This is a genomic window from Tateyamaria sp. GN1-10, assembly GCF_055693845.1.
The window spans coordinates 3,086,434-3,111,396 of record NZ_JBVFUR010000004.1 but is presented as its reverse complement, the minus strand read 5'-3'; the positions used below and the strand labels follow the sequence as shown (position 1 = coordinate 3,111,396).

General features: G+C 58.7%; 26 protein-coding genes and 1 tRNA gene. 20 read left to right on the top strand and 7 right to left on the bottom strand.

Annotation, left to right across the window (positions count from 1 at the left end; translation table 11 throughout):
- The first annotated feature begins 42 nt into the window (after positions 1 to 42).
- The 10 genes from ACZ1HN_RS17425 to ACZ1HN_RS17380 all read left to right on the top strand — a co-directional run bounded on the left by ACZ1HN_RS17425 (position 43) and on the right by ACZ1HN_RS17380 (position 8,761).
- Positions 43 to 561, top strand: coding sequence for a CoxG family protein (locus tag ACZ1HN_RS17425; protein ID WP_472728400.1), 519 nt, complete (start codon positions 43 to 45; stop codon positions 559 to 561).
- Positions 562 to 667: 106 nt separating this feature from the next.
- A complete protein-coding gene (locus ACZ1HN_RS17420) occupies positions 668 to 1,603 on the top strand; it encodes an ABC transporter ATP-binding protein (protein ID WP_472728399.1) in 936 nt (311 codons plus the stop codon).
- A complete protein-coding gene (locus ACZ1HN_RS17415) occupies positions 1,600 to 2,361 on the top strand; it encodes an ABC transporter permease (protein ID WP_299210484.1) in 762 nt (253 codons plus the stop codon). Before ACZ1HN_RS17420 ends, ACZ1HN_RS17415 begins: the two co-directional genes overlap by 4 nt.
- A gap of 69 nt (positions 2,362 to 2,430) precedes the next feature.
- The gene (locus ACZ1HN_RS17410; RefSeq protein ID WP_299598094.1) at positions 2,431 to 3,228 is read left to right on the top strand and encodes a S49 family peptidase; all 798 of its coding nucleotides are present in this window, start codon (positions 2,431 to 2,433) and stop codon (positions 3,226 to 3,228) included.
- Between the two features lie 178 nt (positions 3,229 to 3,406).
- Positions 3,407 to 4,357, top strand: coding sequence for a calcium/sodium antiporter (locus ACZ1HN_RS17405; RefSeq protein WP_299210572.1), 951 nt, complete (start codon positions 3,407 to 3,409; stop codon positions 4,355 to 4,357).
- Entirely contained in the window at positions 4,357 to 5,157 is an 801-nt protein-coding gene (locus ACZ1HN_RS17400) for an SDR family oxidoreductase (RefSeq protein WP_472729344.1), read from the top strand. The genes ACZ1HN_RS17405 and ACZ1HN_RS17400 overlap by 1 nt, the downstream gene beginning before the upstream one ends.
- Before the next feature lie 288 nt (positions 5,158 to 5,445).
- The gene (gene uvrC / locus ACZ1HN_RS17395; protein WP_472728398.1) at positions 5,446 to 7,332 is read left to right on the top strand and encodes an excinuclease ABC subunit UvrC; all 1,887 of its coding nucleotides are present in this window, start codon (positions 5,446 to 5,448) and stop codon (positions 7,330 to 7,332) included.
- Positions 7,333 to 7,405: 73 nt separating this feature from the next.
- Positions 7,406 to 8,065, top strand: a complete 660-nt coding sequence (pgsA, locus tag ACZ1HN_RS17390; RefSeq protein ID WP_299210478.1) for a CDP-diacylglycerol--glycerol-3-phosphate 3-phosphatidyltransferase — start codon at positions 7,406 to 7,408, stop codon at positions 8,063 to 8,065.
- 5 nt (positions 8,066 to 8,070) lie between these two features.
- The gene (moaD, locus tag ACZ1HN_RS17385; RefSeq protein WP_299210476.1) at positions 8,071 to 8,316 is read left to right on the top strand and encodes a molybdopterin converting factor subunit 1; all 246 of its coding nucleotides are present in this window, start codon (positions 8,071 to 8,073) and stop codon (positions 8,314 to 8,316) included.
- Positions 8,317 to 8,320: 4 nt separating this feature from the next.
- Positions 8,321 to 8,761: a molybdenum cofactor biosynthesis protein MoaE gene (locus ACZ1HN_RS17380; RefSeq protein ID WP_472728397.1), complete on the top strand. Its 441-nt coding sequence runs from the start codon at positions 8,321 to 8,323 to the stop codon at positions 8,759 to 8,761.
- Between the two features lie 125 nt (positions 8,762 to 8,886).
- On the opposite strand, the gene ACZ1HN_RS17375 is transcribed toward ACZ1HN_RS17380, so the two are convergent.
- From ACZ1HN_RS17375 to ubiA, 3 genes are all read right to left on the bottom strand, one after another.
- Positions 8,887 to 9,213 carry a hypothetical protein gene (locus ACZ1HN_RS17375; protein WP_299210472.1) on the bottom strand — a complete coding sequence of 109 codons (327 nt, stop codon included), beginning with the start codon at positions 9,211 to 9,213 and terminating at the stop codon, positions 8,887 to 8,889.
- Complete coding sequence (locus ACZ1HN_RS17370) at positions 9,200 to 11,113, bottom strand: OmpA family protein (RefSeq protein WP_472728396.1); 1,914 nt, start codon at positions 11,111 to 11,113, stop codon at positions 9,200 to 9,202. The genes ACZ1HN_RS17375 and ACZ1HN_RS17370 overlap by 14 nt, the downstream gene beginning before the upstream one ends.
- A gap of 65 nt (positions 11,114 to 11,178) precedes the next feature.
- Positions 11,179 to 12,141 carry a 4-hydroxybenzoate octaprenyltransferase gene (ubiA, locus tag ACZ1HN_RS17365; RefSeq protein ID WP_472728395.1) on the bottom strand — a complete coding sequence of 321 codons (963 nt, stop codon included), beginning with the start codon at positions 12,139 to 12,141 and terminating at the stop codon, positions 11,179 to 11,181.
- Positions 12,142 to 12,153: 12 nt separating this feature from the next.
- Between ubiA and ACZ1HN_RS17360 the strand changes: the two genes are divergently transcribed.
- The 4 genes from ACZ1HN_RS17360 to ACZ1HN_RS17345 all read left to right on the top strand — a co-directional run bounded on the left by ACZ1HN_RS17360 (position 12,154) and on the right by ACZ1HN_RS17345 (position 15,777).
- Entirely contained in the window at positions 12,154 to 12,879 is a 726-nt protein-coding gene (locus ACZ1HN_RS17360) for a 16S rRNA (uracil(1498)-N(3))-methyltransferase (protein ID WP_472728394.1), read from the top strand.
- Positions 12,880 to 12,968: 89 nt separating this feature from the next.
- Positions 12,969 to 13,733, top strand: a complete 765-nt coding sequence (locus ACZ1HN_RS17355) for a GNAT family N-acetyltransferase (protein ID WP_472728393.1) — start codon at positions 12,969 to 12,971, stop codon at positions 13,731 to 13,733.
- Positions 13,734 to 13,736: 3 nt separating this feature from the next.
- A complete protein-coding gene (locus ACZ1HN_RS17350) occupies positions 13,737 to 14,270 on the top strand; it encodes a hypothetical protein (protein ID WP_472728392.1) in 534 nt (177 codons plus the stop codon).
- A gap of 136 nt (positions 14,271 to 14,406) precedes the next feature.
- Positions 14,407 to 15,777 carry a glutamate--cysteine ligase gene (locus ACZ1HN_RS17345; protein ID WP_472728391.1) on the top strand — a complete coding sequence of 457 codons (1,371 nt, stop codon included), beginning with the start codon at positions 14,407 to 14,409 and terminating at the stop codon, positions 15,775 to 15,777.
- A 69-nt stretch (positions 15,778 to 15,846) separates the two neighbouring features.
- Here the strand turns inward: ACZ1HN_RS17345 and ACZ1HN_RS17340 are convergent, their stop codons facing one another.
- Positions 15,847 to 17,244: a diguanylate cyclase gene (locus ACZ1HN_RS17340; protein ID WP_472728390.1), complete on the bottom strand. Its 1,398-nt coding sequence runs from the start codon at positions 17,242 to 17,244 to the stop codon at positions 15,847 to 15,849.
- A 94-nt stretch (positions 17,245 to 17,338) separates the two neighbouring features.
- Here ACZ1HN_RS17340 and ACZ1HN_RS17335 point away from each other — a divergent pair, with 94 nt between their 5' ends.
- The 6 genes from ACZ1HN_RS17335 to ACZ1HN_RS17310 all read left to right on the top strand — a co-directional run bounded on the left by ACZ1HN_RS17335 (position 17,339) and on the right by ACZ1HN_RS17310 (position 21,738).
- Entirely contained in the window at positions 17,339 to 17,623 is a 285-nt protein-coding gene (locus ACZ1HN_RS17335; RefSeq protein WP_299210456.1) for a DUF3572 domain-containing protein, read from the top strand.
- Positions 17,614 to 18,336, top strand: a complete 723-nt coding sequence (locus ACZ1HN_RS17330; protein ID WP_472728389.1) for an HAD family hydrolase — start codon at positions 17,614 to 17,616, stop codon at positions 18,334 to 18,336. Before ACZ1HN_RS17335 ends, ACZ1HN_RS17330 begins: the two co-directional genes overlap by 10 nt.
- Before the next feature lie 118 nt (positions 18,337 to 18,454).
- Entirely contained in the window at positions 18,455 to 20,017 is a 1,563-nt protein-coding gene (locus ACZ1HN_RS17325; protein WP_472728388.1) for a trimethylamine methyltransferase family protein, read from the top strand.
- A 98-nt stretch (positions 20,018 to 20,115) separates the two neighbouring features.
- Positions 20,116 to 20,703: a heme NO-binding domain-containing protein gene (locus ACZ1HN_RS17320; protein ID WP_472728387.1), complete on the top strand. Its 588-nt coding sequence runs from the start codon at positions 20,116 to 20,118 to the stop codon at positions 20,701 to 20,703.
- Positions 20,700 to 21,569 carry a GGDEF domain-containing protein gene (locus ACZ1HN_RS17315; RefSeq protein WP_472728386.1) on the top strand — a complete coding sequence of 290 codons (870 nt, stop codon included), beginning with the start codon at positions 20,700 to 20,702 and terminating at the stop codon, positions 21,567 to 21,569. The genes ACZ1HN_RS17320 and ACZ1HN_RS17315 overlap by 4 nt, the downstream gene beginning before the upstream one ends.
- Positions 21,570 to 21,600: 31 nt before the next feature.
- A complete protein-coding gene (locus ACZ1HN_RS17310; protein WP_472729385.1) occupies positions 21,601 to 21,738 on the top strand; it encodes a hypothetical protein in 138 nt (45 codons plus the stop codon).
- Between the two features lie 218 nt (positions 21,739 to 21,956).
- Here the strand turns inward: ACZ1HN_RS17310 and ACZ1HN_RS17305 are convergent.
- The 3 genes from ACZ1HN_RS17305 to glpX all read right to left on the bottom strand — a co-directional run bounded on the left by ACZ1HN_RS17305 (position 21,957) and on the right by glpX (position 24,938).
- A tRNA-Glu gene (locus ACZ1HN_RS17305) sits at positions 21,957 to 22,031 on the bottom strand.
- Between the two features lie 102 nt (positions 22,032 to 22,133).
- Positions 22,134 to 23,873, bottom strand: coding sequence for a single-stranded-DNA-specific exonuclease RecJ (recJ, locus tag ACZ1HN_RS17300; RefSeq protein ID WP_472728385.1), 1,740 nt, complete (start codon positions 23,871 to 23,873; stop codon positions 22,134 to 22,136).
- A gap of 96 nt (positions 23,874 to 23,969) precedes the next feature.
- Positions 23,970 to 24,938, bottom strand: coding sequence for a class II fructose-bisphosphatase (gene glpX / locus ACZ1HN_RS17295; protein ID WP_299742407.1), 969 nt, complete (start codon positions 24,936 to 24,938; stop codon positions 23,970 to 23,972).
- Positions 24,939 to 24,963 lie beyond the last annotated feature (25 nt).

Below are 24,963 nucleotides of genomic sequence, written 5' to 3'. Positions count from 1 at the left end.
TGCGCTGCGGTATCACGGGCCAAAGAGCAAGGGAGCCTCCTCATGCAAATGTCCGATACCCGCCAGATCGCAGCCACCCCGTCCGAGGTCTATGCAGCCCTTCTGAACCCCGAAGTGCTCAAGGCATGCGTGCCCGGCGCGACCGAGGTGACAGGGACCCCCGAAGACGGGTTCGAAGCGTCCGTGACCCAAAAGGTCGGCCCGGTTAAGGCGACTTTCAAAGGTCAAGTGACCTTGTCCGAAATGATTGAGAATCAAAGCCTTACAATCACTGGCGAAGGTAAGGGTGGTGCCGCTGGCTTTGCCAAGGGCGGCGCCGAGGTGCGCATGACAGAGGTCGATGGCGGAACAGAGCTGTCCTATGATGTTGAGGCGAAAGTGGGCGGCAAACTGGCCCAGCTTGGCAGTCGCATCATCGACGGTTTTGCCAAGAAGATGGCCGATCAGTTCTTCACCAACCTGCAGGACGCATTGGAAGGGCCGGCCGCACCTGAAGCGAAAGCCGAAGCAGAAGATACGCCAAAGAAGGGTTGGCTTGGCCGCCTGACGGGCAAAGACTAGCGGTGCACATGCGGCTGTGCGTGGGCGCGCTGGTGCCGCGTTCCCGCGCAGCATAATTCTGCGCCATCCAATAATTTTGATCCATCCGAAATGAGCCGGAGTATTCATGGCGACGATCCTGAGTATCCAGAACCTGCGCAAATCCTATGCAGGCGGTTTCGAGGCGCTCAAGGGCGTCAATCTGGACATTGAAGAAGGCGAGATTATTGCCCTGCTTGGCCCCAATGGCGCAGGCAAGACGACTTTGATTTCAACGGTTTGCGGCATCACAATGCCGACCTCGGGGACGGTGACGGTTGCGGGCTATGACATCCTCAACAACTACCGGCAGGCGCGTAGCTTGATCGGCTTGGTGCCCCAGGAAATCGCGTTGGAGCCGTTCGAAAAGGTTGTCAACACGGTGCGCTTTTCCCGTGGCCTGTTTGGGAAGGGACGCAAGGACAGCGCGGTCGAAGACATCCTGAAACGCCTGTCTTTGTGGGACAAGCGGGACAACCAGATCCGCGAACTGTCGGGTGGCATGAAACGTCGCGTACTGATCGCCAAAGCACTGGCCCATGAACCCCGTGTGCTGTTTCTCGACGAACCCACGGCGGGTGTCGATGTGGAGCTGCGCAAGGACATGTGGGAAATTGTCGAGCAATTGCGGGCGGATGGCGTCACCACGATCCTGACCACACACTACATCGAAGAGGCCGAAGCCATCGCGGATCGGGTTGGTGTCATCAGCAAGGGCGAAATCCTGTTGGTCGAAGACAAGGACACCCTGATGGCCCGTATGGGCAGGAAGCAACTGGATGTTCAGCTGACAACGCAATTGGACGCCGTGCCCGATGTCTTGGCAGCCTATGACCTGAGACTGGGCGATGATGGTTGGACGTTGATCTACAGCTACGACGTGAATGCGGAACGCACCGGTATCACCAAACTGCTGACCGACGTTCAGGCATCGGGCCTACAGCTTCGTGATGTTGTCACACGTCAATCCAGCCTTGAAGATATCTTTGTCTCACTGGTCAACCAGCCGGAGGAGATGGCATGAACTGGACTGCGATCCGTGCTATTTACGTCTTTGAAATGGCGCGCTTTTTCCGAACCATCGCGCAATCCCTCATTTCGCCTGTGCTGTCTACATCCCTCTACTTTGTGGTGTTCGGCGCCGCCATCGGCAGCCGTATAGATCAGGTGGAGGGCGTCAGCTATGGCGCGTTCATCGTGCCCGGCCTCATCATGCTGACGGTGATGACCCAAGGCATTTCCAACGCGTCCTTCGGCATCTACTTTCCCAAGTTCATCGGGACAATTTACGAGCTGCTCTCGGCCCCCATCAGCTTTCTTGAGATCGTGATGGGCTATGTCGGGGCGGCTGCCACCAAGGCGATGTTTATCGGGATCATCATCCTGATCACGTCTTTTTTCTTCGTGGATATCCAGATACTGAACCCCGCAGCCATGATCGCATTTCTGATCCTGACGTGCGTCAGCTTTGCGCTGTTTGGCTTTATCATCGGCATCTGGGCGGGCAACTTCGAGCAGTTACAACTGGTGCCGCTGCTGATCGTGACGCCACTCGTGTTCCTTGGCGGGTCGTTTTATTCCATCTCGATGTTGCCGCCGGTCTGGCAGACGATCTCAATGTTCAATCCAGTTGTCTATCTGATCTCGGGTTTCCGCTGGGCGTTCTTCGGTGTCGAGGATGTGCCGATACTGACATCCCTGGTGGCCATCGCAGTGTTCACTTCGCTTTGCCTGGGGGCGGTCTGGTGGATCTTTAAGACGGGTTGGCGCATTCGGCAATAACGTTACGACGCGCAACTCCTTTTAATTGCGGCCTTGTTCTGTGTGGGGCTGCATTCTACATGGGCTTGGATGAAACGCTGGATCCCTTTCATGAAATCCGACCCGACAGTCGCCGTTGTGCGACTGCAAGGGGTCATTGCCGGTGGGTCGCGCGGCACGCTGAACGATCAGGCGCTGGCCAGTTCCCTTGAAAAGGCGTTCAGCCGGGGAAAGCCCGCTGCTGTCGCACTCGAAATAAATTCGCCCGGCGGCAGTGCGGTACAATCCTCGCTGATCGGTGCACGCATTCGCAGGCTCGCTATTGAAAAAGATGTGCCCGTCATCGCGTTCGTCGAGGATGTGGCCGCGTCCGGTGGATATTGGCTGGCAGCAGCTGCGGATGAAATCTATGCGGATCCGTCTTCAGTGGTCGGGTCCATTGGCGTGATCTCTGCTAGTTTCGGTGCGCATGAGTTACTGACACGACAGGGTGTTGAACGCCGGGTTTATACGGCAGGCAAGTCCAAAAGCATGCTGGACCCGTTCCGTCCGGAAAAGCCCGAAGATGTTGAGCGTCTGAAGGGGCTGTTGAACGACATTCACACGAATTTCATCGAGCATGTGAAAGCCCGCCGCGTGGGCAAGCTTGATGCCGAAGCCGACTTGTTTACGGGTGAAGTCTGGTTGGCGGAAAAGGCCAAGGCGTTGGGGCTGATTGACGGGATCGGGCACCTCAAGCCCATGATGCAGGACCGGTTTGGCGACAAGGTGAAGTTCCGCCAGTATGGCGTACGACGTCCTTTCTTTGCCCGATTGGGGGCGCATCTGATGGAGGACGCCGTGTCATCCATCGAAGAACGCGCGGCCTACGCCCGGTTTGGACTGTAAGTCATGATGTCCAAGATCGTCCTTCTGTTCCTTGCCTTCATTGCGGTGTTGGCCGTCTTTGGGAAACTGCACTGGATCGGGGTAAGCGATTGGCAGCTGCCAAATGTGCTTGCGGACGGTATCGGATTGGAAAGGGCAAGTGCAGTTGTGGACGGGGTGGAACCTGATGGCGGTTGCAATGCCGTGGCTTCTCAGCGGGCTTGGCCTCGTTATCCTGCTGCTGGCGGGGGACTCGCTCGTCAAGGGGGCCGTGAACTTGTCGTTGCGCCTTGGCGTGCCTGCACTGATCGTAAGCCTGACAATTGTTGCATTTGGGACGTCTGCTCCTGAGCTTCTGATCGCCATTCAAGCTGTTTTGGAAGGCGCCCCGGGCATCGCCATCGGTAATGTCGTGGGCTCCAACACGGCCAATATCCTTCTGGTTTTGGGCATTCCGGCTCTGCTGGCGACAATGCACACCTCCGAATGCGAAACGAAAAAGACCTACAACTTCATGATTGCGGCGTCGATTTTGTTCATCGCATTGGCGTTCCGCGGCAAATTTGACTGGATCGCAGCGATCGTTTTGCTGTCCGCGCTTGCATTCGTGCTGTGGGATGCCGCGCGCGAAGCCAGCGGTCACCGTGCTGCCTGTGCCGATGCCACGGTAGATGAAGAAGAAATTGAAGGGGTGGATCCAGATCTACCTGGCTGGCGTATTGCGATTTTTCTGATCCTTGGCCTGATTGGCCTGCCGTTGGGCGCGGATTTGCTGGTCGACAATGCAACGATCATTGCCAAAATGTACGGGGTCAGTGACACGGTGATCGGTCTCACGCTTGTGGCTGTGGGCACGTCCCTGCCTGAGCTGGCCACAACCGTTATGGCCGCACTGCGCAGGCAGGCGGATGTCGCTTTGGGCAATGTAATCGGATCGAACATGTTCAACCTGCTCGCCATTATTGGCGTGGCCAGCTTTGTCGGTACGATCCCCGTGGACTCCGCGTTCCTAAGGTTCGACCTCTGGGTCATGCTGGGGGCATCGATCCTGCTGGTGCCGTTTGTCTACATGCGCCGTGATATCACCCGGGTGTGGGGCGTGATCTTGACCGTCCTCTATCTGACCTATCTGGCTATCGTACTAAGCTGATTTCAAAGAGGGAGGGCGCGATGACGCGCGCACTAGTAACAGGGGCAGGGCACCGCCTGGGCCAGGCTATGGCAGTCTATCTGGCGGGGCGTGGATATGACGTTGCTGTACACTACGCCAGCTCAGACAAGGGCGCGCGCGAGACAGTCGCACAGATCGAAGCCAAGGGGCAGCGTGGCGTTGCCTTGCAAGCCAACCTGCTGGACGAGGCTGACACACAAACGCTGTTCGGACGCGCCGTGGATGCGCTGGGTGGTCCGATCACCTGCCTGGTGAACAATGCCTCCATCTTCGAATACGACACCATAGAGAGCGCCACCCGGGACAGCTGGGACCGGCACATGGAAAGCAATCTGCGCGCGCCGTTCGTACTGACACAGGCCATGGCGGCCCAGGGGCTGATGCCCACGCAAGACGATATGAATGAGCCGGTCGCGGCCGGGCTGATCCTCAACATGGTGGATCAACGTGTGCGCAAGCTGACGCCCGAATTCATGACCTACACCATCGCCAAGATGGGGCTCTGGGCGCTGACCCAGACCAGCGCACGGGCGTTGGCACCGCGTATTCGTGTGAACGCGATTGGACCGGGGCCGACACTACAAGGCGGGCGTCAAAGCGCCGAGCATTTTGCCAAGCAACGGGCGGCAACTGTGCTGTCGCGTGGATCAAACCCTGCGGACATTGTTGGCGCTTTGGGATACTTCCTCGATTCACCGGGCATCACGGGGCAGCTTTTGTGTGTCGACGGGGGACAGCACCTGGCGTGGGAAACGCCTGATGTGATCGGGGTCGAGTAGGTTACGCTAGGTGAGTTTTGCACTGGATTCATTTTGGTTACAAAACTGTTACCAAAAGCCCTGTGATTTCAGTGACTTGTTGCTTATGTAATAAAAATATACGTGAAAACAATGCGTTACATATGTGCCTAAAAATTAGGCATTTCAGCGAAACGCCCAAAAAACAAAGAAAAAACCTGAACGCCCAGAAGTTACCCGCACACTTATCCACATGATCCGTGGATGCAAGTATGCTTGATCGGCCAGTCAAATAAGTGCAGCCAAAACAGGAAAGACAGCACGAATCGCATGGAGAAAAACGAGCCCTCCTCACACGCCCAAATTGCACACCCCGCGCCCGTCGGGCACGAGGTGATCCAGGGCTATCTCAAGACGTTGGATTCATCCCCCGGCGTCTACAGGATGCTCGACCGTGAGAGCCGGGTGCTCTACGTGGGCAAGGCGCGCAACCTGCGAGCGCGGGTGTCGAACTACGCAAGGCCCTCAGGTCATAGCGGTCGGATTGCCCGCATGATCTCGATGACCGCGTCGATGATGTTCCTGACCACGCGGACGGAAACCGAAGCGTTGTTGCTGGAACAGAATCTGATCAAGCAGCTCAAGCCGAAATTCAACGTGCTGCTGCGGGACGACAAGAGTTTTCCGAACATCCTTGTGACGGGCGATCACGCCTATGCGCAGATTAAAAAGCATCGCGGGGCAAAAAAGCAGAAGGGGGCGTATTACGGACCTTTCGCCAGCGCAGGTGCGGTGAACCGCACGCTGAACCAGCTGCAAAAGGTGTTCCTGCTGCGCAATTGCACCGACTCTATGTTCGAGAGCCGCACGCGCCCCTGCTTGCTGTACCAGATCAAGCGGTGTTCGGGACCATGCGTGGGCCTGATCTCGGAAGCCGACTACGCTCAATCGGTCAAGGATGCCGAACGCTTCCTGTCCGGTAAAAGCACTGACATTCAGGCAAAACTCGCAGATCAGATGCAGCAGGCATCGGAAGAGATGGAGTTTGAACGCGCTGCTGCCATGCGCGACCGTATCCGTGCGATGACACAGGTGCAATCGGCACAGGGTATCAACCCGCGCGGTGTGACTGAGGCGGATATCGTTGCCCTTCACATGGATAGCGGACAGGCGTGTGTGCAGGTGTTTTTCATCCGGGCGAACCAGAACTGGGGCAACCGCGATTTCTATCCGCGCGTGGGGGCCGACGTGGACGCGGCGGAAGTGCTCGAAGCGTTCCTAGGCCAGTTCTACGACACGAAGGAACCGCCCCGGCAATTGATCCTGTCAAACGAGATCGAAAACCCCGATCTGATGGCCGAGGCGTTGACGCAGAAGCTGGGCCGTAAGGTTGAGTTGCTGGTGCCGCAGCGCGGGGAAAAGGCAGAACTCGTCGACAGCGCACTGCGCAATGCTTGCGAAAGCCTGGCCCGCAAGATGGCCGAGAGCGCGACGCAGGCCAAACTGCTGCGCGGGCTTGCAGAGGCATTTGAGTTGTCTCAACCGCCCGAGCGGATCGAAGTCTACGACAACTCTCACATCCAGGGCACCAATGCCGTCGGTGCAATGATTGTCGCTGGCCCGGACGGGTTCATGAAAAATAGCTACCGCAAGTTCAACATTCGGGGGGATGATCTGACGCCGGGCGACGATTTCGGGATGATGAAAGAGGTGCTGCACCGCCGTTTCAAACGGCTGCTGTCCGAAGACCCCGACCGGACCAAGGGCATGTGGCCGGACCTGCTGTTGATTGATGGTGGGGCAGGGCAGGTGAGTGCCGTTGCCCAGATCATGGCCGAACATGGTGTTGAGGATATCCCGATGGTCGGCGTGGCCAAAGGTGTGGACCGCGATGCCGGCAAAGAGGAGTTCCACCGTGTCGGCCAACGCCCGTTTGCGCTGCGCCACAATGATCCGGTGCTTTATTTTGTGCAGCGTATGCGAGACGAGGCGCACCGCTTTGCCATCGGGACGCACCGTGCCAAGCGGGCCAAATCAAATATGAAGAACCCGTTGGATGATATTCCCGGCGTGGGTGCGTCGCGTAAGCGCGCGCTGCTGGCGCATTTCGGGTCGGCCAAGGCGGTCAGCCGTGCCAACCTTGCCGACCTCAAAGCAGTGGACGGCGTGTCAGAAGGGTTGGCTCAAAAGGTCTACGATTTTTTCCATGATCAGTAAGGCTTGGCAGTGCGGCTTGATACATGAACCATCGGCTCTTCCCGCTCCTGCAAGTTCACGCTAGACCTGCCGCATGACTTGGAACATCCCGAACACTCTCACAACTCTTCGATTGATCGCCGCCCCGCTTGTGGCGGTCATGTTCCTCTACTTCACACGACCTTACGCCGACATCCTTGCCGTGATCCTGTTCGTGGGCGCCGCTATCACTGATTGGTTCGACGGCTACCTTGCCCGCGCATGGGGGCAGCAGACGAAACTGGGCACAATGCTGGACCCCATTGCGGACAAGGCGATGGTGGTGATTGCCTTGATGGTCATCATCGGTTTTTCCAGTTGGTCACCCTGGCTTGTCTTGCCCGCGACAATGATTCTTTTCCGCGAGGTTTTCGTGTCGGGTCTGCGTGAGTATCTGGGCGATACGGCTGGAACGCTGAGTGTCACGAAACTGGCGAAATGGAAGACGACGCTTCAGATGATCGCCATTGCGGTGCTGTTCTCGCAGGGGGTGTTCGAGCACTATTTTGGCATGTCGATCTGGGGCATGGACCAAGCTATGGTCAGCGCCATCTTGAATGGCGACGAACCGGATCACATGGGGCTGTCTTGGAAACTGGCCGGCGCTGATTGGTCGGGCCGTATAGGCCTTTGGTTGCTGTGGATCGCCGCCGCACTTACCTTTATCACCGGCTGGGATTACTTCCGTAAGGCCATGCCGCATTTGAAAGGGTGACAAGGATGGACGTGCTCTATTTCGCCTGGGTCCGCGAACGGATTGGCATTCCCCGTGAGGCGGTCGAAACTAAGGCTACAACTGTCATGGACCTTGTGGACGAACTGCGTGGGCGCGAAGAGCGCTATGCCGCTGCTTTTGCCGACATCACGGCCCTGCGCGTGGCAGTGGACCAGCAGTTGACGGAGTTTGATGCGCCTCTGGACGGTGTGCGCGAAGTTGCCTTTTTTCCTCCGATGACGGGCGGCTAGCGTTATGCGCGTCGTGGTACAGGATACTCCTTTCGATTTCGGGGCCGAGGCGGCGGGTTTTGCCGAAGGTCGCGCTGTATCTGGCGCTGTAGTCACGTTCACGGGCATTGTTCGGGATGTGGATGGCGGGTTGCAGACGATGGAGATCGAACACTATCCCGGAATGACCGAGGCCGCCCTGACCGAGATTGCGGACCAGGCCGTGATCCGATGGTCACTTGAGGATGCGTTGGTGATTCACCGCCACGGGCGGTTGGATGTGGGCGAGATGATCATGATGGTCGCCACCGCCGCGCGGCACCGCAAGGATGCGTTCGAGGCCGCCGAATTTCTGATGGATTACCTCAAGTCCCGTGCACCGTTCTGGAAGCGGGAGATCACCAAAGATGGTGCAGAATGGGTCGCGGCGCGGGATGAAGACGAAGACGCACTTACGCGCTGGTAATGGCGAATCAAGATCCGTCTGACGACAGTAGGCGAATGAGAAGCCCTCAAGATTGCTTAGGAGCGGCGGATTGAAATCCACCTTACCAACCATCCTGTAAGGCGGATCTTGATCCGCGCCGCGCGTCAGCTCGCTTGCTGTCGATCAATCCAGGCGCGCAGCTCTTCCGTCTCGTGGCGCGCATCGCGCAAGCCGTCCATGGCGGCACGCAATTCGGCCTCGGTCTGGCTTAGTTGATTGGTCAGCTCAGCCTCGCGTTGCTGCAGGTATGTGATGGCCTGATCGCGCGTCTCTTCGGCTTCGTGCAGTTCCTGGCTCATGCGGTCCAGTTCTGCAACATCCCCGGCTGCGACACGGGTAAAGCGATGGATCAGCCAGTTGGCGAACCAGCCAAGGCAAAACGCAATGAAAAGAATGATAGCTGTCGCGATGACAAACTCAGTTCTGCTCATCGTCCTGTCCTTCGGCGCTGTCCTCTGTGCCCGCCTCTGTATCGCCTGTTCCGGCCAGGGTTTCCAGCGTTGTTTCACCTTCCGGCGCGGAAGGGGCTGGGCGGATCAACTTGAATTCGATGCGCCGGTTGGCCTCGCGCCCTTCCTCGGTGTCATTTTCGGCGATAGGATCGGCCTCGCCATATCCTTTGGCCGAATAGGTGGACGTGAGCACACGTCGCGCGCGCAATTCGTTCAACACCGATTGCGCCCGCGCCTGGCTGAGGTTCAGGTTCATCTCTTCACGGCCCTGACTGTCTGTATGCCCTTGAATTTCCAACCGCAGATCACCGCATTGGCGCAGCACTTCGGCAATATCATCCATGGTGCCAAGGGCACTGGCATCGATGGTTGCGCTGCCTGGCTCGAACCTGATTTTCGAAGATGATAGGATCGTCGCAATTTCTGCCTCGCATTCGTCTGGCGTCGGAAGTGCGGCAATGGGGTCGAGTTTTTCCTGATAGATGACACGGATGTCAAACTCTTCTGCTTCGCCGAGTTTCGAGGCGAGCAGCGAGGCGATGTTGGTACTGGCCTTTGGATTGCCCGTGTTACCGGACACTGTCAGTGTGTCAGGCGTGACAGTCACAGCGCCGTTCGAAAGCTGTGACAAAGCCTCAAGCCCAGTGAGCACGCGAACGGGCCAGTTCGACGGCAGGTCGTCGACGATACGCGTCGCGGTATAGACGCTGTCAGTGCCGAAAGCAGCTTGCGCATAGCTGTTCACGAGCGAGCGGAGGTTTTCATCCGAAATCCGACCACGCAGTTGAACGAGGCCTTCAGGGCTGAGCGTGGCGACGAACTCGGGTGGGCCCTGGTTGGGGTCCACTGTCTCGGGCAGCTTGGCGTACAGTGCAAACACCTCGGGGAGCTCATTCTCCAATTCGCCGACCACGCGGTCGAAATCGGCTTGCGGCGTGCCCTCGGCGGCAATCAAGGTGATGTCCGCATCGGAAAACGTCACTGAGCCTGCGCCCAGTTTGGACAAGGCCCCGATGGATTGCATGACGGCGGTGCTCCATTTCGGGCTGGGCACACCCATGCCAACGGTGCAGGTCGCAGAACCGGTCAGTCCGGCTTCGAGGGCCGCTGTCACAATCCGTGTCCGTGCGGCTTCTGTGTCGGCGGAACAGGCATCAAAGCGTGTTCCGTTCTCGTCCTTGACCAGTCGTAGCGTGAACGGCGTGATGACGGGGCGCGGGGCCGCGATGTCCAACGCCACGCGCAATCCGGGTGGGGCGGCGCGGTTCAATTGTGTTTCAAGCTGCGCCTTTTCCTCGGCGCTGTCGGTGATGGCCTTGATCGATACGCGGCCCGCTATGACCGACACTTTGGCACGGGGCAATCGCTCCATCGCCGCAAGTGAAAAGCCAAGGGAATCTTCCCAGCCTGCTGGGGCCGGATAGTCTGCTACCTCGATCAGGTCGGTCACCGGCAGGTCGCCTGCAATGGCCGTGATGCGGTCGATGACGGCGGTTCGATCTGTTGTTGCCGGGATTAGACCGATGATGGACAGCCCCGCGTCGTTGCGCAGGATTTCAGCCGAAAAGCGGGGCGGTGCAATGGCCGCCGCAGCCTCGACCTCCATCTCGTCGATGACACGAGCGGCGTCAACAACGCTACCTGCCGTGGACAGAGCGGCAAAGCGCACGGCTTCCGTGGGTGCGATGCCTGCCAGCGTGACCTGTAAACCGTCTGCTTGAACCTCGGCCCAGGTCAGGCTCGCTTCATCCAGCGCATCCCGGACGCCGATTTCCGAGGTTTCCTCGATCAGTTTTACCGACAGATTGGCCGTCACTAACGCCAGCACAGCCGCCACGGCAAACGTGGTGACAACGATCAGAAGGGACGACAAACGCATTACATGCAACCCTTTCTAAGGTCAGTAGCGCGACCCGGTTTACGCGGCTTGGAGCAGGGGTTCAATCATACCAGCAGGGCTGCGCAGAAAAAGAGCAGCGGAATCGCGCCCGTGTCCCGATTGGCCCGGAACAGTTGCAGGCATTTGGCGGGGTTCTCGATGTCCAGCCCGCGCAGTTGCCATGCCATATGCCAGCCCATGGCCCATGGTCCCCCCAGCGCCAGCACCATTGCCAGCACATTGGCCGCGTCGAGTGCGGCAAAGATCACCGCGATCCCCATCAGGCCCACTGTCGCCATCAGAAACCTGAGTAGCCATTGGGCCGTGCCGTTACCAAACAGGCGCGCTGTTGATTTGACACCGATCAGGGCGTCCTCCTCGGTATCCTGATGGGCATAGATCGTGTCATAGAACAGCGTCCATGCGATTCCTGAGAGGTAAAGCACAACGGCCGGTGCTTCCAGCTGCCCGGTATGCGCGGTCCATGCCAGCAGTGCGCCCCAGTTGAAGGCCAGCCCAAGAAAGACCTGCGGCCACCATGTGAACCGTTTGGCGAACGGATAGACGGCGACCGGCAGCAGGGCGAGGATGCCCAGCAAGATGGCAGCGCTGTTGAAGGTCAGCAGGATGGCAAAGGCGATGAGCGATTGCAGGCACATCCAGATGACGGCACCACGCACGGTGACCTGACCCGAAGGGATGGGGCGCGACCGTGTGCGCTCGACCTGTCCGTCAAAGCCACGGTCGGTGATATCGTTCCACGTGCAGCCTGCTCCACGCATCAACCAGGCCCCCAACGCACAGCCAATTGCGACCCATGCGTCTTCCCAGCGTGGGCTTTGATCGTGGATCATTGCAAGCGTCAGCCCCCACAGGCAAGGCAGCAACAGCAGCCATGTGCCAATGGGCCGATCCGCGCGGCTCAGGCGCAGGTAGGGGCGGCTCCAGGCGGGGGCCAGCGTGTCCACCCAGTTGCCCGACACTGCGTCGGCGACTTGTCCGTCTGGTGATGGCTGCGTGTTGGTCATATGTAGGGGCTCATGAGTGATGCGAAGATCCGCCTTTATGTAGAACACCCGTTGGGGCAGGGGCAATCCGTCGTCCTGTCGCGGGAACAGGCCCATTACCTTTTTGGCGTCATGCGCCTTACCGGTGGGGCAGCGGTCTCGCTGTTCAACGGGCAGGATGGTGAGTGGCGGGCCGAAGTGGTCGAGGCTGGCAAGCGCGGCGGTACACTTCTGTGCGAGGCTCAGACCCGACCACTGCAAATGCCCCCGGACTTGTGGCTGATGTTCGCCCCAATCAAAAAAGCACGGACAGACTTCATCGTCGAAAAGGCGGCCGAGATGGGTGCACGGCGCATCGTACCGGTCCAGACCGATTTCACGAATGCGGGGCGCGTGCAGCGTGATCGCTTGCAGGCCCATGCGGTTGAGGCAGCAGAGCAATGCGGCGGAACCTATGTGCCCGAGGTGACTGACATGGCCCGGCTCGACCGGGTGCTGGCCGATCTTGGCGACAGGCAGGTGATGTTCTGCGATGAGGCCTTGGCAGGGGCGGGGGACAGTTCCGGGTTGCCGGACATCTCGGGGCCATGGGCGATCCTGATCGGTCCGGAGGGCGGATTTTCAGACAAGGAACGGACGCGCCTGCATGCACTGGACAACGCACATGCGGTGCAGCTCGGGCCGCGCATCCTGCGTGCTGATACGGCGGCCGTGGCTGCGCTGACGGTGTGGCAACAACGGTTTGGGGATTGGCGGTGACTGGGTCGGTGACCACCCGTTACTGCCGCGCCGGGCCCGAAGATGCCGATGCCATTGAACGTTTCTTGTCCCGGTATTCAGAGACATCCATGTTTCTGCGTTCCAATCTTGCAGAGTGCGGTATCGGCAATAGGGAAGGGGCGCATGCAACGGATTACATTCTGTGGCGCGAAGACGACGATATTCGCGCGGTGTTTGGTCTGACCAGATCCGGTTACCTTCTTGTGCAGATGCCAGATCGCGTGCCTGATCTTGCAACCTTGATCCCTTTCTGGGCTGGTCGCCACGTTTTGGGCATGAGCGGTGCCTCGGATCAGGTTGGCAATGTGTTGCCAGCGCTGGGACTTTTGCCTGACCAAGATGATCTTGTGGAGGATGAGCCCTTGCTTGTCCTTGATTTGCACGATCTGGCAACTGGAGACGACACGCTGCGTGCTGTGTGTTCGGGGGATGGCGACATTCTGTCGAACTGGTTCTGCAGCTATGGCAAGGAAACGGGTCTGCCGTTTTCCAAGGTCGATATTGAACGGCGCGTGCAGAGTGCTCTGGTTGATGGATTGGTGCAGATACTCGAAAGCGAAGGGCAACCCGTTGCGATGACATCAGTGAACGCCGCTGTTGAAAACACGATCCAGGTCGGTGGCGTGTTCGTGCCTCGGTCAGTTCGGAACAGGGGCTATGGTCGCCGGGTTGTGGCGGCACAATTGGCGCAGGCGCGGGACAATGGTGTGCGTTGCGCCATCCTGTTTGCGGCAAACAAGGCGGCCGAGGCAGCCTATGCTGCCATTGGGTTTCGCCGCATTGGCACATACCGCGTGGTCATGTTCAACACACCAAGGACGATTGTGGGGTAATGGATGTTCTTTCGACCTGAGGCAAAGGCCACACTTTGGCGTTGGCGTGAAGTTCTGGCGGGTATCGCGCTGGCGATCCTGGCGTTGTGGTGGCTGGCGCAAGCGCGCGGTGTTCTGGGATACATCGCGCCGGTGATGCTGGTCGGGGCCGGCGCGCTGATCATGGTCGGTCTGCAACGCGGGCGTTTTCGCGGGGCGGGTGGAGGGCTCGGCACCGTTCAAGTGGATGAGGGCGAGGTCACCTATTTTGGGCCGCTTAGTGGTGGATCGGTATCCATGCGTGAAGTGCAACGCTTGACTTTGGACGGCGCGCAGTCGCCAGCGCATTGGCGCCTTGATCAAACTCATCAGCCGCCACTTATGATTCCTGTGGATGCTGATGGGGCAGATGAGTTGTTTGATGCATTCGCCGCGCTGCCTGGGCTCAAAACCGAACGGATGCTGGCCCAATTGCGTTCCAGACCAGACGCGTCGGTTCTGATCTGGGAACGCAGCGCGCCGACACTTGCGCACATGGAGCCACGCGGGCGGGCGTGAGACCGTGACGCGCGATGACCAGTTGCGCGTGGATGCGCACGGCCCCGTGATTTCACGCACGTCCCCAGCGCATTGACACCTCGGGCAATTCGCCCCATCCCTTGCAGCTTCAGACAAACGCAAAGCGGAGCGCCCCATGTCCATCCCTCAGTCCGGCGGCGGGCCAATCGAACATCACGATCAGCTGGTCCAATACATGGTTGATGGATGCAAGCCGAAGGCGGACTGGCGTATTGGGACCGAGCACGAAAAATTCGGCTACTGCCGCGACACACTGAAACCGCTCCCTTACGAAGGGGCACGGTCGATCGAGGCGGTTCTGAGCGCACTGCGCGACCGCCACCATTGGGGTGAGTTGCGCGAGAGCGGCAAGTTGATTGGCTTGGAAAAGGATGGCGCTAACATTTCTCTCGAACCCGGTGGGGCGCTTGAGTTGTCCGGCGCGCCGCTTGAGACGATCCACGAGACCTGTGACGAGGTGAATCAGCACCTGCGTGAGGTGATGGACATCGCCAACGAGATTGGCGTGGGGTTCATCGGTCTTGGTGCAGCACCAATCTGGAGCCACGAGGAAATGCCGCTGATGCCCAAAGGGCGTTACAAGCTAATGGACGCCTACATGGGCAAGGTCGGCACGATGGGTCGGACGATGATGCGTCGGACGTGTACAGTGCAGGTGAACCTTGATTTCGGGTCCGAGGCGGACATGGTACAAAAGATGCGTGTGGCCGTGGCTTTGCAGCCGGTGGCCGTAGCGCTTTTTGCCAATTCGCCCTTCTTTGAAAACAAGCTGAACGGCCACAAGTCCTGGCGCAGCCGTGTCTGGCGCGATCTTGACCCGGCACGCACCGGCATGGTGCCCTTCGTGTTCGAAGAAGGCTTCGGGTTTGAACGCTGGGTCGAATATGCACTCGATGTGCCCATGTACTTCGTATATCGAGACGGCAAATACATCGATGCGCTAGGTCAATCCTTCCGAGACTTTCTGAACGGCAAGCTGCCAGCACTGCCGGGCGAGACGCCCTTACTCAGCGATTGGGCAGACCACCTGACGACCGCCTTTCCCGAGGCGCGGGTCAAAAAGTTCATTGAAATGCGCGGGGCTGATGGGGGGCCGTGGCGTCGCTTGTGTGCCTTGCCGGCGTTCTGGGTCGGGCTGACATATGACCAGACTGCGTTGGATGCGGCCTGGGACCTGGTCAAGGGGCTCGACGCTGAAACACGGAGCGGTTTGCATGTGGCGGCTTCGGTCGATGGGCTGCAGGCTGAGGTGAACGGCGTGAAAATGCACGACCTTGCGCGCGAAGCGGTTGCAATCTCACATGCGGGTCTGAAGGCGCGGGCGCGTCCTGGGGCCGGAGGATTGGTTCCGGACGAGACCCACTTTCTTAACGCTCTGCAGGAAAGTGTTGAGACCGGCAAGGTTCCGGCAGACGATTTGCTGGATCGCTACCATGGTGATTGGAACGGTGACATTAGCCGGGTGTTTTCGGAATACTCTTACTGACAACAGTAACTGTCGCAGCAAGCGCATCTCGATACGGAAACATGCATTCCGATTTTGTGCGACGGCAACCTACGCGGCGGGACGGCTCAGGATAACGCGATTGCGCCCCTTCGCTTTCGCCCCGTAGAGCGCTTTGTCTGCGCGATCGAGCAGTGCCTCGGGCTTTTGCGCGACGGTCGAGTGAGTCCCGTTCACCGGATCAATCACAGTCATCCCAATCGAGATCGTGGCATCGACTGGGGCCGTCCTGTCGGGCACCTCGAAGGGGGTATTTTGGATGATCTGGCAGAGCCGTTTGGCGGCCCTTCGGGCGTTTCCAAGACCAACGCCGGGAAGCACGATCAGAAATTCCTCACCTCCGATCCGCGCCACGAGATCAACGGCGCGCAGGTTCTCTTTCAACCTGCGCGCCGTTTCGACCAGAACGGCATCCCCCGCAGCGTGGCCGAGCGTGTCATTGATCCGCTTGAAATGATCCATGTCCGCAATCATCACCGCATAGGGTTTGCCCGTGCGCGTCGCACGCTCTGCAATGCGTGACAGGTGCGGCATTGCATAGCGGCGATTGTGTAAACCGGTGAGCGGGTCGATCACTGCCGCTTCGATGCCCGAACGCACGGTGTCGCGTAGTGAATCGGTCACCATCTTCCTGCTTAGCAATGCTTCGAGGCGCAGCGCCAATTCTTCGGACGACCGGGTGCAGCGCATCAAGTCATTGGCGCCCATGTCCAGCATTTGCGCACCAAGCGTCACATACTCACTGTCCAACACCGCAAGAATTGCGCAGTGACGTGTGTTGGCTTGACTGCGGATCGTTGCCAGCAACTGCAACATCTGCGGGCCTTCATCCGGTCCGATCACCAGCACAAATGCGTCGGGTGTGCATCCTGGCTCCGCTTCCGACACCGCTGCGGCGGGTTTGGCAAATACGGTTCGTGCATTGATACGGTCAGATAGTGCTGTGATCCAGGGGGCAGCAGCGGCTCTGTCCTCGGCAACGATGCGTAAAGTCTGCGCCGGCGAAAACGTCGCTATCTCTTCCCCAAATCCCAGCGCGCGCGACGTGCCCTCGCGCAGGGTCCATTCGCTTGCAGTTGCATAGGCGCGAATGATCGACCGGGTTCTGGCCAGAAGCAGTGCGTCATTGATTGGTTTCTGAAGTACATCGTCGATGCCTCCCGCAAGCAAACGCAAGCGTTCGGATTCGCTGTCCGCGCAACTCAATGCGATGATCGGCATCTTTCCGGCCAATCCCATCTTGCAGATCCGAGAAAGCAGCCGCAGCGGATCTCCATCAGGAAGAGTTCCCGCGCACAGGATCAGGTCGGGTGTATCCTGCGCCAGAACTTGCATGGCATCTGCAATCGAACCGGCTTGGAGCATGTTGTAGTGACTGGCCGCCAGCTTGACACGCAACACAATGCGGTTTGTCGCAATTGGGTCGATAACGAGGACCTTACCGTGCATGAGACGCTTCCAATTCATTGCAAAAGCCGTGCATTAGGTTTTTGATTGTTTAGGTTAACAAAGCGTTTCCATAAGACTGCAAAGGCCAAACTTGATGTCCCATTCGCAAGAATCCGCCGAAGTTGTCGGTTTGCAGGCCGTTGCCTGGATGGCTGGAAACGAAGAGTTGCTGCCCGTCTTTCTTGGCGCCACCGGTGCCAGCGAGACGGACATGCGGGCTGGAGTGGGTGATCCAGCCTTTTTAGGGGCCTTGCTGGATTTCATAATGATGGATGACGCTTGGGTAGCTGCATTCTGCGATGCTCACGGTTTGCCTTACGACACACCCACGCGAGCACGTATGGATCTGCCTGGTGGCGGAGAAGTTCATTGGACGTGACTGTATCTGGATCTCCTGTTCGTGGGATCATCTTCGATAAGGATGGAACGCTTTTTGATTTTTCCACCACGTGGGAAGCTTGGGCCGCAGCGTTCTTGCGTCGCGCGGCATGTGGAGACGAAGCGCGTGCGCAAAGGGCGGGCGCGGCGATTGGTTTTGATCTTTTACGCGCTCAGTTCTTACCCAAAAGCATTGTGATTGCAGGCACGCCCGACGAAATTGCGGCTGAACTGGATATGCATTTTCCGGATATGTCATTTGATGAACTGGTGGCGCTTCTTAACGAAGAAGCGGCGCGTGCACCTCAGGCCGAGGCTGTTCCCCTCAAGCCGCTTTTGACCACGTTGCGCGCGCGCGATCTGGCGCTGGGCATTGCCACCAATGATGCCGAAGCGCCCGCCCGCGCGCATTTGCAGTCCGCAGGTGTGGATGGCTTTTTTGACTTCATCGCAGGCAGCGACAGTGGTTTTGGTGGCAAGCCTGCGCCAGGACAGTTGCTGGCGTTCTGCGCAGAGACCGGGCTTGCCGCGAAAACAGTCGTTATGGTGGGGGACAGCACCCATGATCTGCATGCCGGCAGAGCGGCCGGGATGCGGACCGTTGGCGTTCTGACAGGCATGGCGCCGCTCGAAGCGTTGGTCCCGCATGCAGACATCGTTTTGCCTGACATCGGTGCGCTGCCGGACTTGCTTGACCAATTGGCGACGGTCTGACGAACACAAATTCGCCACTTCGACTGAGAAAAACGACACAGCCGGTCGCAAACGGAGATGTATCAAACAGCTGGCTGCGGTGTCGTGTTCTGCACAAGCAGGTCGAAGGGACGATACGATGCCAGACACGGCGACACGACGCAGAACGCGTGGCGGCGGCAGGGCCGGGGCGGCGGCCCGCAGGGGTGCGGCTGTCATTGAACAGATGCCATGGAATCCGCCCGTCATTACCGATCCGCCGGTGGAGCCTTTGCGTCCCGAAGGCGTTGAGGCAATCCACGACGGGGCCATGCGGATCCTTGAAGAGATCGGCATTCAGTTTCTCAACGAGGAGGCACTTGGCATTCTGCGCGACGCTGGGTGCCGTGTTGACGGCGATATTGTCCGCATGGACCGTGACTTTGTGATGGAAATGGTGCGCAAGGCACCATCCGAATTCACCATTACACCACGCAACCCCGACCGGGCGATCACCGTGGGTGGCAAGCATTTGCTTTTTGGTAACGTGTCCTCACCGCCCAACTACTGGGACATGGAAATTGGCACAAAGGTGCCCGGTACGCGCGAGATGTGCGCCAACCTTCTGAAACTCACCCAGTATTTCAACTGCATCCATTTCGCGGGTGGGTACCCTGTTGAACCGGTCGATATTCACGCCAGCGTGCGGCACCTGGACGTGCTTTATGACAAGCTCACACTGACTGACAAAGCCATGCACGCATACTCGCTTGGCAAAGAGCGTGTGGAAGACGTGATGGAGATGGTCCGCATTGCTAGCGGGTTGAGCCACGAAGAATTTGACGCGGCTCCGCGGATGTATACCAACATCAATTCGACCTCTCCGCTCAAGCATGATCACCCTATGATCGATGGCTGCCTCCGCATGGTGCGTCGTGGTCAAGCGGTTGTGGTGACACCGTTTACGTTAGCGGGGGCGATGGCTCCGGTCACTATGGCAGGCGCCGTGGCGCAGTCCATTGCAGAGGCACTGTGTGCGATTGCGCTCTTTCAATATGTGGCTCCCGGTGCGCCCTGTGCGATTGGCACGTTCACATCGAATGTCGATATGAAGTCTGGCGCGCCCGCATTCGGAACGCCTGAATACATGCGTGCAACCCAGATGACGGGCCAACTGGCGCGGTTCTACGGCTTGCCGATGCGATCGTCGGGCGTGTGCGCAGCCAACGTGCCGGATGGGCAGGCCATGTGGGAAACCTCGAACAGCTTGTGGGCTGCGGTGCAGTCCGGAACGAACATGGTCTATCACGCGGCTGGATGGCTTGAAGGTGGGCTGATCGCGAGTCCGGAGAAATTCGTCATGGACTGCGAAGTTATTCAGCAGATTCAACGCTATATGGAGCCGTCGATTGTAGGAACAGGCACGGATGACATAGCGCTGGACGCCATCAAATCGGTAGGAAACGAAGGGCATTTCTTTGGCATCCAGCATACGCAGGATCGCTATAGCACCGCCTTTTATCAACCTTTCCTGAGCAACTGGAAGAACTATGAAGGGTGGGAGGCAGCCGGTGCCGTATGGACACCTGAGCGGGCGCACCGGCTGTTCAAGGAGATTGTCGCAAGTTTCGAGGCGCCGGCGATGGAGGTGTGCATTCGTGAAGAACTTGCCGATTTCGTGGCGCGTCGCAAAGCCGAAGGTGGAGCCCCGACAGATTTTTGAGCCTTTTGGGTCCAAAAACTAGGTCAAATTGCATCTGTTAGAGGATTGTTTAGAGCTGATTGCGCATGGTGCTCCCGTGGAAATGGGAACGTCGTGCAATGCATGGACTGATCAATCGGGCAATTCAGTGTTTCGTAACAGACAGTTATGGAGCGGATAAGTGGGTCGAAGCGACCCGATTTGCGGATCTCGACTTTGTCGAGTTCGAGTCGATGTTGATCTATGATGACGACATTACACCGCGTATTCTGGATGCCATCAGTCAAATTCTGAATCGGCCGCGCAGCGACGTGATGGAAGATATGGGTACATATCTGGTGTCCCATCCCAATGTCGAAGCGCTACGACGACTGCTCCGTTTTGGCGGCGTGACATTTGTTGAGTTTCTGCATTCGCTCGATGATTTGCCGGATCGTGCCCGTCTTGCTGTCTCTGATCTAGATCTGCCGCGGATCGAGTTGCACGATCACTCTCCGACGCATTTCAGCCTGATCTGCGAAAGCCCCATTCATGGGTACGGACATGTGATGATGGGTATTCTGCGGACAATGGCGGATGATTATGGTGCTCTTGCACTTCTCGAACACACTGGGCGTGGCAATGGCATCGAGACGATTTCGGTAAGCTTGGTTGAAACCGAGTTCGCAGAGGGGCGTGTTTTTGATTTGGGGGCGCGGGCATCATGATGGATCAGGCTGCACTGATGCAGGCGATGGATGTGCTTTGCCCAATGCATCTTGTGCTAGGGCCAACTGGGCATGTGGTGCATGCCGGTCCCACGCTCCAGAAGTTGCGTCCCAACAGTCCAATGATCGGTCGGCGGTTCCTCGAAATCTTCGACCTGAGGCGGCCACGTGCAATCACCTCTATCGATGGTCTGCGCGCCACGGCGGGTACCAAGCTTCACTTGCAGTTTCGCGACGCCCCCAAGACCGAGGTCAAAGGTCTGTTGGTTGCCGGGCTGAAAGAGGGGCAAAGCATTGTGAACCTGTCATTTGGCATCTCAGTGGTTGATGCCGTGTCGGATTATGCTCTTAACAGTTCTGACTTTGCCGCCACCGACCTTACAATTGAGATGCTGTATCTGGTTGAAGCCAAGTCAGCTGCAATGGAGGCGTCACGCAAACTCAATTTGCGTCTGCAAGGCGCAATGATTGCTGCAGAAGAACAGGCGTTCACTGATACATTGACCGGGCTCAAGAACCGTCGCGCAATGGATCACGTGCTTGCTCGTCATATGGATTGGGGTACGCGCTTTGGCTTGATGCAGATAGATCTGGATTGGTTTAAAGCCGTGAACGACACGCTTGGGCACGCAGCCGGTGATCACGTGTTGCAAACGGTCGCGCGGGTCATGGTCGAAGAAACGCGGGAGAGTGACACCGTCGCGCGTGTTGGCGGTGACGAATTTGTCGTCATTCTGCCCCACGCAAAAGATGGCGATGCGATGGAGGGGATTGGCCGTCAGAATCATTCAGCGACTGTCACAGCCAATTCCGTTTCAGGGCGAGTTATGTCGCATCTCGGCAAGTATTGGGTCAGCCATATTTGATCCGGAATCCGAACAGTCTGTGGCAGAAGTCATGGATGATGCCGATGTCGCGCTCTATGCGTCCAAACATGGTGGCCGCGGACAACAGACTCATTACATACCAGCCTTGCGACAGAATGCTCAGAACCTGGTGCCCCCGGTGGGGCGGGACGCCGCAAGCAACGCTTGATCCAGCTTGTCTGTTGCTTCGGCCAGTTCCGAGGGATTTACGTGGGCGATGTTTACTAGATAAGGAGGTGAGGTAGAACGATGCGTGACGCTTCGCCCGCCGAACCCAGTGCAGGGTGCCGACGTCATCTCCAAGTGTCCAAGATGACCAACATCCAACGCGGCGCGTTAGGCCTAGGGGATAAACACCCCTCAAAACCAAGACAAAGCATTGAAAACTGGCAGCCCGTAGGGGAATCGAACCCCTCTTTCCAGGTTGAAAACCTGGCGTCCTAACCGATAGACGAACGGGCCAGCGCTGGTGTGAGCGCTCAGATAGGCAATTCAACGATGTTGCGCAAGCGGAAAAAACGTCCGACTAGCGATATTTCTGACGAATGCTTGTCGCCTTTGATGTCACGCCCGAGCGGCATCTTCGAGCCGCAGTTGAACGGACTGTCGACCGCGGAAAGAATTGACCTCAATCCGACCCGCCAGGTGGAATGGTGCGCCGCCATGATCCATCAGCGTTTGGCCCAATGGACCGTCGAAAGCACCAAACGCGATGGCATCCAGACGTGCCCCGCCGGGTTCTCCAAAAGTGAGCTTCAGATGTGCTTCTCCCACGCGCCGGGCTTGCAGAATTCGCATCGCCGCAAATGCATAGCGCGGCGCAGGGGCGCCCGCTCCGAACGGACCCGCTGCGTCAATCTGGTTCAGCAACTCGACGGTGGCCGCACCGGGCATCAACACGCCATCAAGGCGCAGGTCCGCGGGGCCGAGAGCATCCGCACCTTGCTTGGCCAATAGATCCGACAGACGCTCCATGGCTGGCTCGATCTTATCCGCTTCGACCGTAAGGCCCGCGGCCATCTTGTGCCCGCCGCCTTTGATCAACAAACCTTCGGCTGCCAGCCTCTGAATGGGCGCACCTAGGTCAATGCCCGACACAGATCGGCCCGATCCCTTACCGATCCCATTCTCGACCCCGATGACGATCGACGGGCGGTTGGTTGCCTCCTTCACACGCGATGCCACGATACCGACCACGCCGGGGTGCCACCCGGGACCCGCAGCCCAAGCCAAGGCGCCATCCGCGCCGCGTGTTTCGCATTGCGCGATGGCTTCGGCGCGGACATGTGCTTCGATCTCGCGCCGCTCAGCGTTGAGCGTATTGAGGCGCTCGGCCAGCGCTGCCGCCTCGTGTGGATCGGTTGTTGCCAAGAGGCGCGCACCTAAATCCGCCTGTCCGATGCGCCCACCTGCGTTGATGCGTGGCCCGAGCAAATAACCGAGGTGATACGGTGTAGGCGCGGTATCAAGGCCAGCGATATCGGCCAAGGCAACCAGTCCAACGCGTTCACGCCGAGCCATCACTTTGAGCCCCTGTCTTACAAAGGCGCGATTGACACCGACCAAGGGCGCAACATCAGCCACGGTCGCCAAACCCACGAGATCGAGCATGGCCATGAGGTCCGGCCCTTGCTTTCCCCCTTCTCGCAACTGGCGACCCGCTTCGACCAGGGCCAGAAACACAACAGCTGCTGCGCAAAGATGGGCTAATGCCCCATCTTCGTCCTGCCGGTTCGGGTTTACCACTGCATAGGCGTCGGGCAGCGTTTCGGCGCCGAGATGGTGATCCAAAACGATCACATCTGCCCCTTCCGCCGCGGCGATCGGGCCATGCGACAAGGTTCCGCAATCGACGCAGATGATCAGGTCATGCGCAGCGGCGAGCCGCGCCATCGCCTCGTCATTTGGGCCGTATCCTTCGTCAATGCGGTCGGGCACATAGAGCGTTGCGGCTGTCCCCATCGCTCTGAGCCACGTGATCAACAATGCGGCAGAACTGCCGCCGTCCACATCGTAATCTGCAAAGACTGCTATTTTTTGACGTTTCTGCACGGCGTCCAGAAGCCGGGTGGCGGCAGGTTCCATGTCGCGCAAGGAACGCGGATCAGGCATCAGATCCCGCAGGGTGGGGGACAGGTAGGGCTCTGCCCTTTCGGCGGATACGCCCATGCGGGCGAGGATCTGACAGACAGGGCGGGGCAATTGCGTATGCTGCGCCAGGGCTTCGGCAGCACGTTCGGTCGAGACGTCCGGGCCGATCCAGGTCCGTCCGGTCAGTGACTGTTCAATCCCCAAGAATGCCACAGAGCGCCTCCCCTTCGCGCAAGATTGCGCCAGTTTAGGCGCGGGCGCACCTGTGGCAACAATGTCGTAAGGCGGACGTGTCGTCCGCCCCGCACGTCAAACCGTATGCGTTGGCGTCCGGTAGTTGATGCGGCGGACCGATCCGGTCTTGGATCGCATCAGCAGTGTCTCGCATGTCAGCCAACCGGGCTCGCGCTGCACTGCGTGCAAGAGCGATCCGCTGGTGACGCCGGTTGCGGCAAAGATAACGTCCTGTGTCACCATTTCGTCCCGGGTGTAGATCCGGTTCAGATCAGTAATCCCGGCCTTGGCCGCACGGCCTTTTTCGTCGTCATTTCGGAAAAGCAGGCGGCCATAAATCTGTCCACCCATGCATTTCAGAGCCGCAGCAGCCAGGACGCCTTCGGGCGCGCCACCTTCGCCCATGTACATATCGATGCCTGTGGTCGGGTCAGCGCAATGCATCACACCTGCAACGTCCCCATCCGTGATCAGGCGGATCGACGCGCCGGTGCCTCGTACTGCTGCGATCACGGCCTCGTGGCGCGGACGCTCCAGGATGCACACGGTGATGTCCGATGCCGAGCATCCCTTGGCCTTGGCAAGAGCTTCGACACGTTCAGATGGGCTCATATCCAGCGTGACAGTGTCCGGGGCAAAACCCGGGCCGATGGCCAGCTTGTCCATATAGACGTCTGGCGCGTGTAGCATGCTGCCGCGTGGGCCCATCGCAATGACGGTCAGCGCATTGGGCATGTCCTTGGCCGTAAGGGTCGTGCCTTCGAGCGGATCAAGGGCGATATCGACGCCGGGACCGGTGCCCGTCCCAACCTCTTCGCCGATGAACAGCATTGGCGCCTCGTCCCGTTCGCCTTCACCGATGACCACCACGCCCGCGATGTCGAGCATGTTCAATTGCTCTCGCATCGCATTCACCGCGGCTTGGTCTGCGGCTTTTTCGTCCCCGTGGCCAACAAGCCGGGCCGAAGCAAGCGCGGCGGCCTCCGACACGCGGGCAAGGCCCAGTGAAAGCATGCGATCCTGGAATTGTGCGGTGGCTGTCATCTTAGTTGATCCTTTGGGGAGGTAT

Excerpts from the sequence above, each read along its gene's own strand:
- ACZ1HN_RS17425 (WP_472728400.1), top strand. The coding sequence starts at position 43 with ATGCAAATGTCCGATACCCGCCAGATCGCAGCCACCCCGTCCGAGGTC.
- ACZ1HN_RS17420 (WP_472728399.1), top strand. The coding sequence starts at position 668 with ATGGCGACGATCCTGAGTATCCAGAACCTGCGCAAATCCTATGCAGGC.
- ACZ1HN_RS17415 (WP_299210484.1), top strand. The coding sequence starts at position 1,600 with ATGAACTGGACTGCGATCCGTGCTATTTACGTCTTTGAAATGGCGCGC.
- ACZ1HN_RS17410 (WP_299598094.1), top strand. The coding sequence starts at position 2,431 with ATGAAACGCTGGATCCCTTTCATGAAATCCGACCCGACAGTCGCCGTT.
- ACZ1HN_RS17405 (WP_299210572.1), top strand. The coding sequence starts at position 3,407 with ATGCCGTGGCTTCTCAGCGGGCTTGGCCTCGTTATCCTGCTGCTGGCG.
- uvrC (WP_472728398.1), top strand. The coding sequence starts at position 5,446 with ATGGAGAAAAACGAGCCCTCCTCACACGCCCAAATTGCACACCCCGCG.
- pgsA (WP_299210478.1), top strand. The coding sequence starts at position 7,406 with ATGACTTGGAACATCCCGAACACTCTCACAACTCTTCGATTGATCGCC.
- moaD (WP_299210476.1), top strand. The coding sequence starts at position 8,071 with ATGGACGTGCTCTATTTCGCCTGGGTCCGCGAACGGATTGGCATTCCC.
- ACZ1HN_RS17380 (WP_472728397.1), top strand. The coding sequence starts at position 8,321 with ATGCGCGTCGTGGTACAGGATACTCCTTTCGATTTCGGGGCCGAGGCG.
- ACZ1HN_RS17375 (WP_299210472.1), bottom strand. The coding sequence starts at position 9,213 with ATGAGCAGAACTGAGTTTGTCATCGCGACAGCTATCATTCTTTTCATT.
- ACZ1HN_RS17370 (WP_472728396.1), bottom strand. The coding sequence starts at position 11,113 with ATGCGTTTGTCGTCCCTTCTGATCGTTGTCACCACGTTTGCCGTGGCG.
- ubiA (WP_472728395.1), bottom strand. The coding sequence starts at position 12,141 with ATGACCAACACGCAGCCATCACCAGACGGACAAGTCGCCGACGCAGTG.
- ACZ1HN_RS17360 (WP_472728394.1), top strand. The coding sequence starts at position 12,154 with ATGAGTGATGCGAAGATCCGCCTTTATGTAGAACACCCGTTGGGGCAG.
- ACZ1HN_RS17355 (WP_472728393.1), top strand. The coding sequence starts at position 12,969 with ATGTTTCTGCGTTCCAATCTTGCAGAGTGCGGTATCGGCAATAGGGAA.
- ACZ1HN_RS17350 (WP_472728392.1), top strand. The coding sequence starts at position 13,737 with ATGTTCTTTCGACCTGAGGCAAAGGCCACACTTTGGCGTTGGCGTGAA.
- ACZ1HN_RS17345 (WP_472728391.1), top strand. The coding sequence starts at position 14,407 with ATGTCCATCCCTCAGTCCGGCGGCGGGCCAATCGAACATCACGATCAG.
- ACZ1HN_RS17340 (WP_472728390.1), bottom strand. The coding sequence starts at position 17,244 with ATGCACGGTAAGGTCCTCGTTATCGACCCAATTGCGACAAACCGCATT.
- ACZ1HN_RS17335 (WP_299210456.1), top strand. The coding sequence starts at position 17,339 with ATGTCCCATTCGCAAGAATCCGCCGAAGTTGTCGGTTTGCAGGCCGTT.
- ACZ1HN_RS17325 (WP_472728388.1), top strand. The coding sequence starts at position 18,455 with ATGCCAGACACGGCGACACGACGCAGAACGCGTGGCGGCGGCAGGGCC.
- ACZ1HN_RS17320 (WP_472728387.1), top strand. The coding sequence starts at position 20,116 with ATGCATGGACTGATCAATCGGGCAATTCAGTGTTTCGTAACAGACAGT.
- ACZ1HN_RS17315 (WP_472728386.1), top strand. The coding sequence starts at position 20,700 with ATGATGGATCAGGCTGCACTGATGCAGGCGATGGATGTGCTTTGCCCA.
- ACZ1HN_RS17310 (WP_472729385.1), top strand. The coding sequence starts at position 21,601 with ATGGATGATGCCGATGTCGCGCTCTATGCGTCCAAACATGGTGGCCGC.
- glpX (WP_299742407.1), bottom strand. The coding sequence starts at position 24,938 with ATGACAGCCACCGCACAATTCCAGGATCGCATGCTTTCACTGGGCCTT.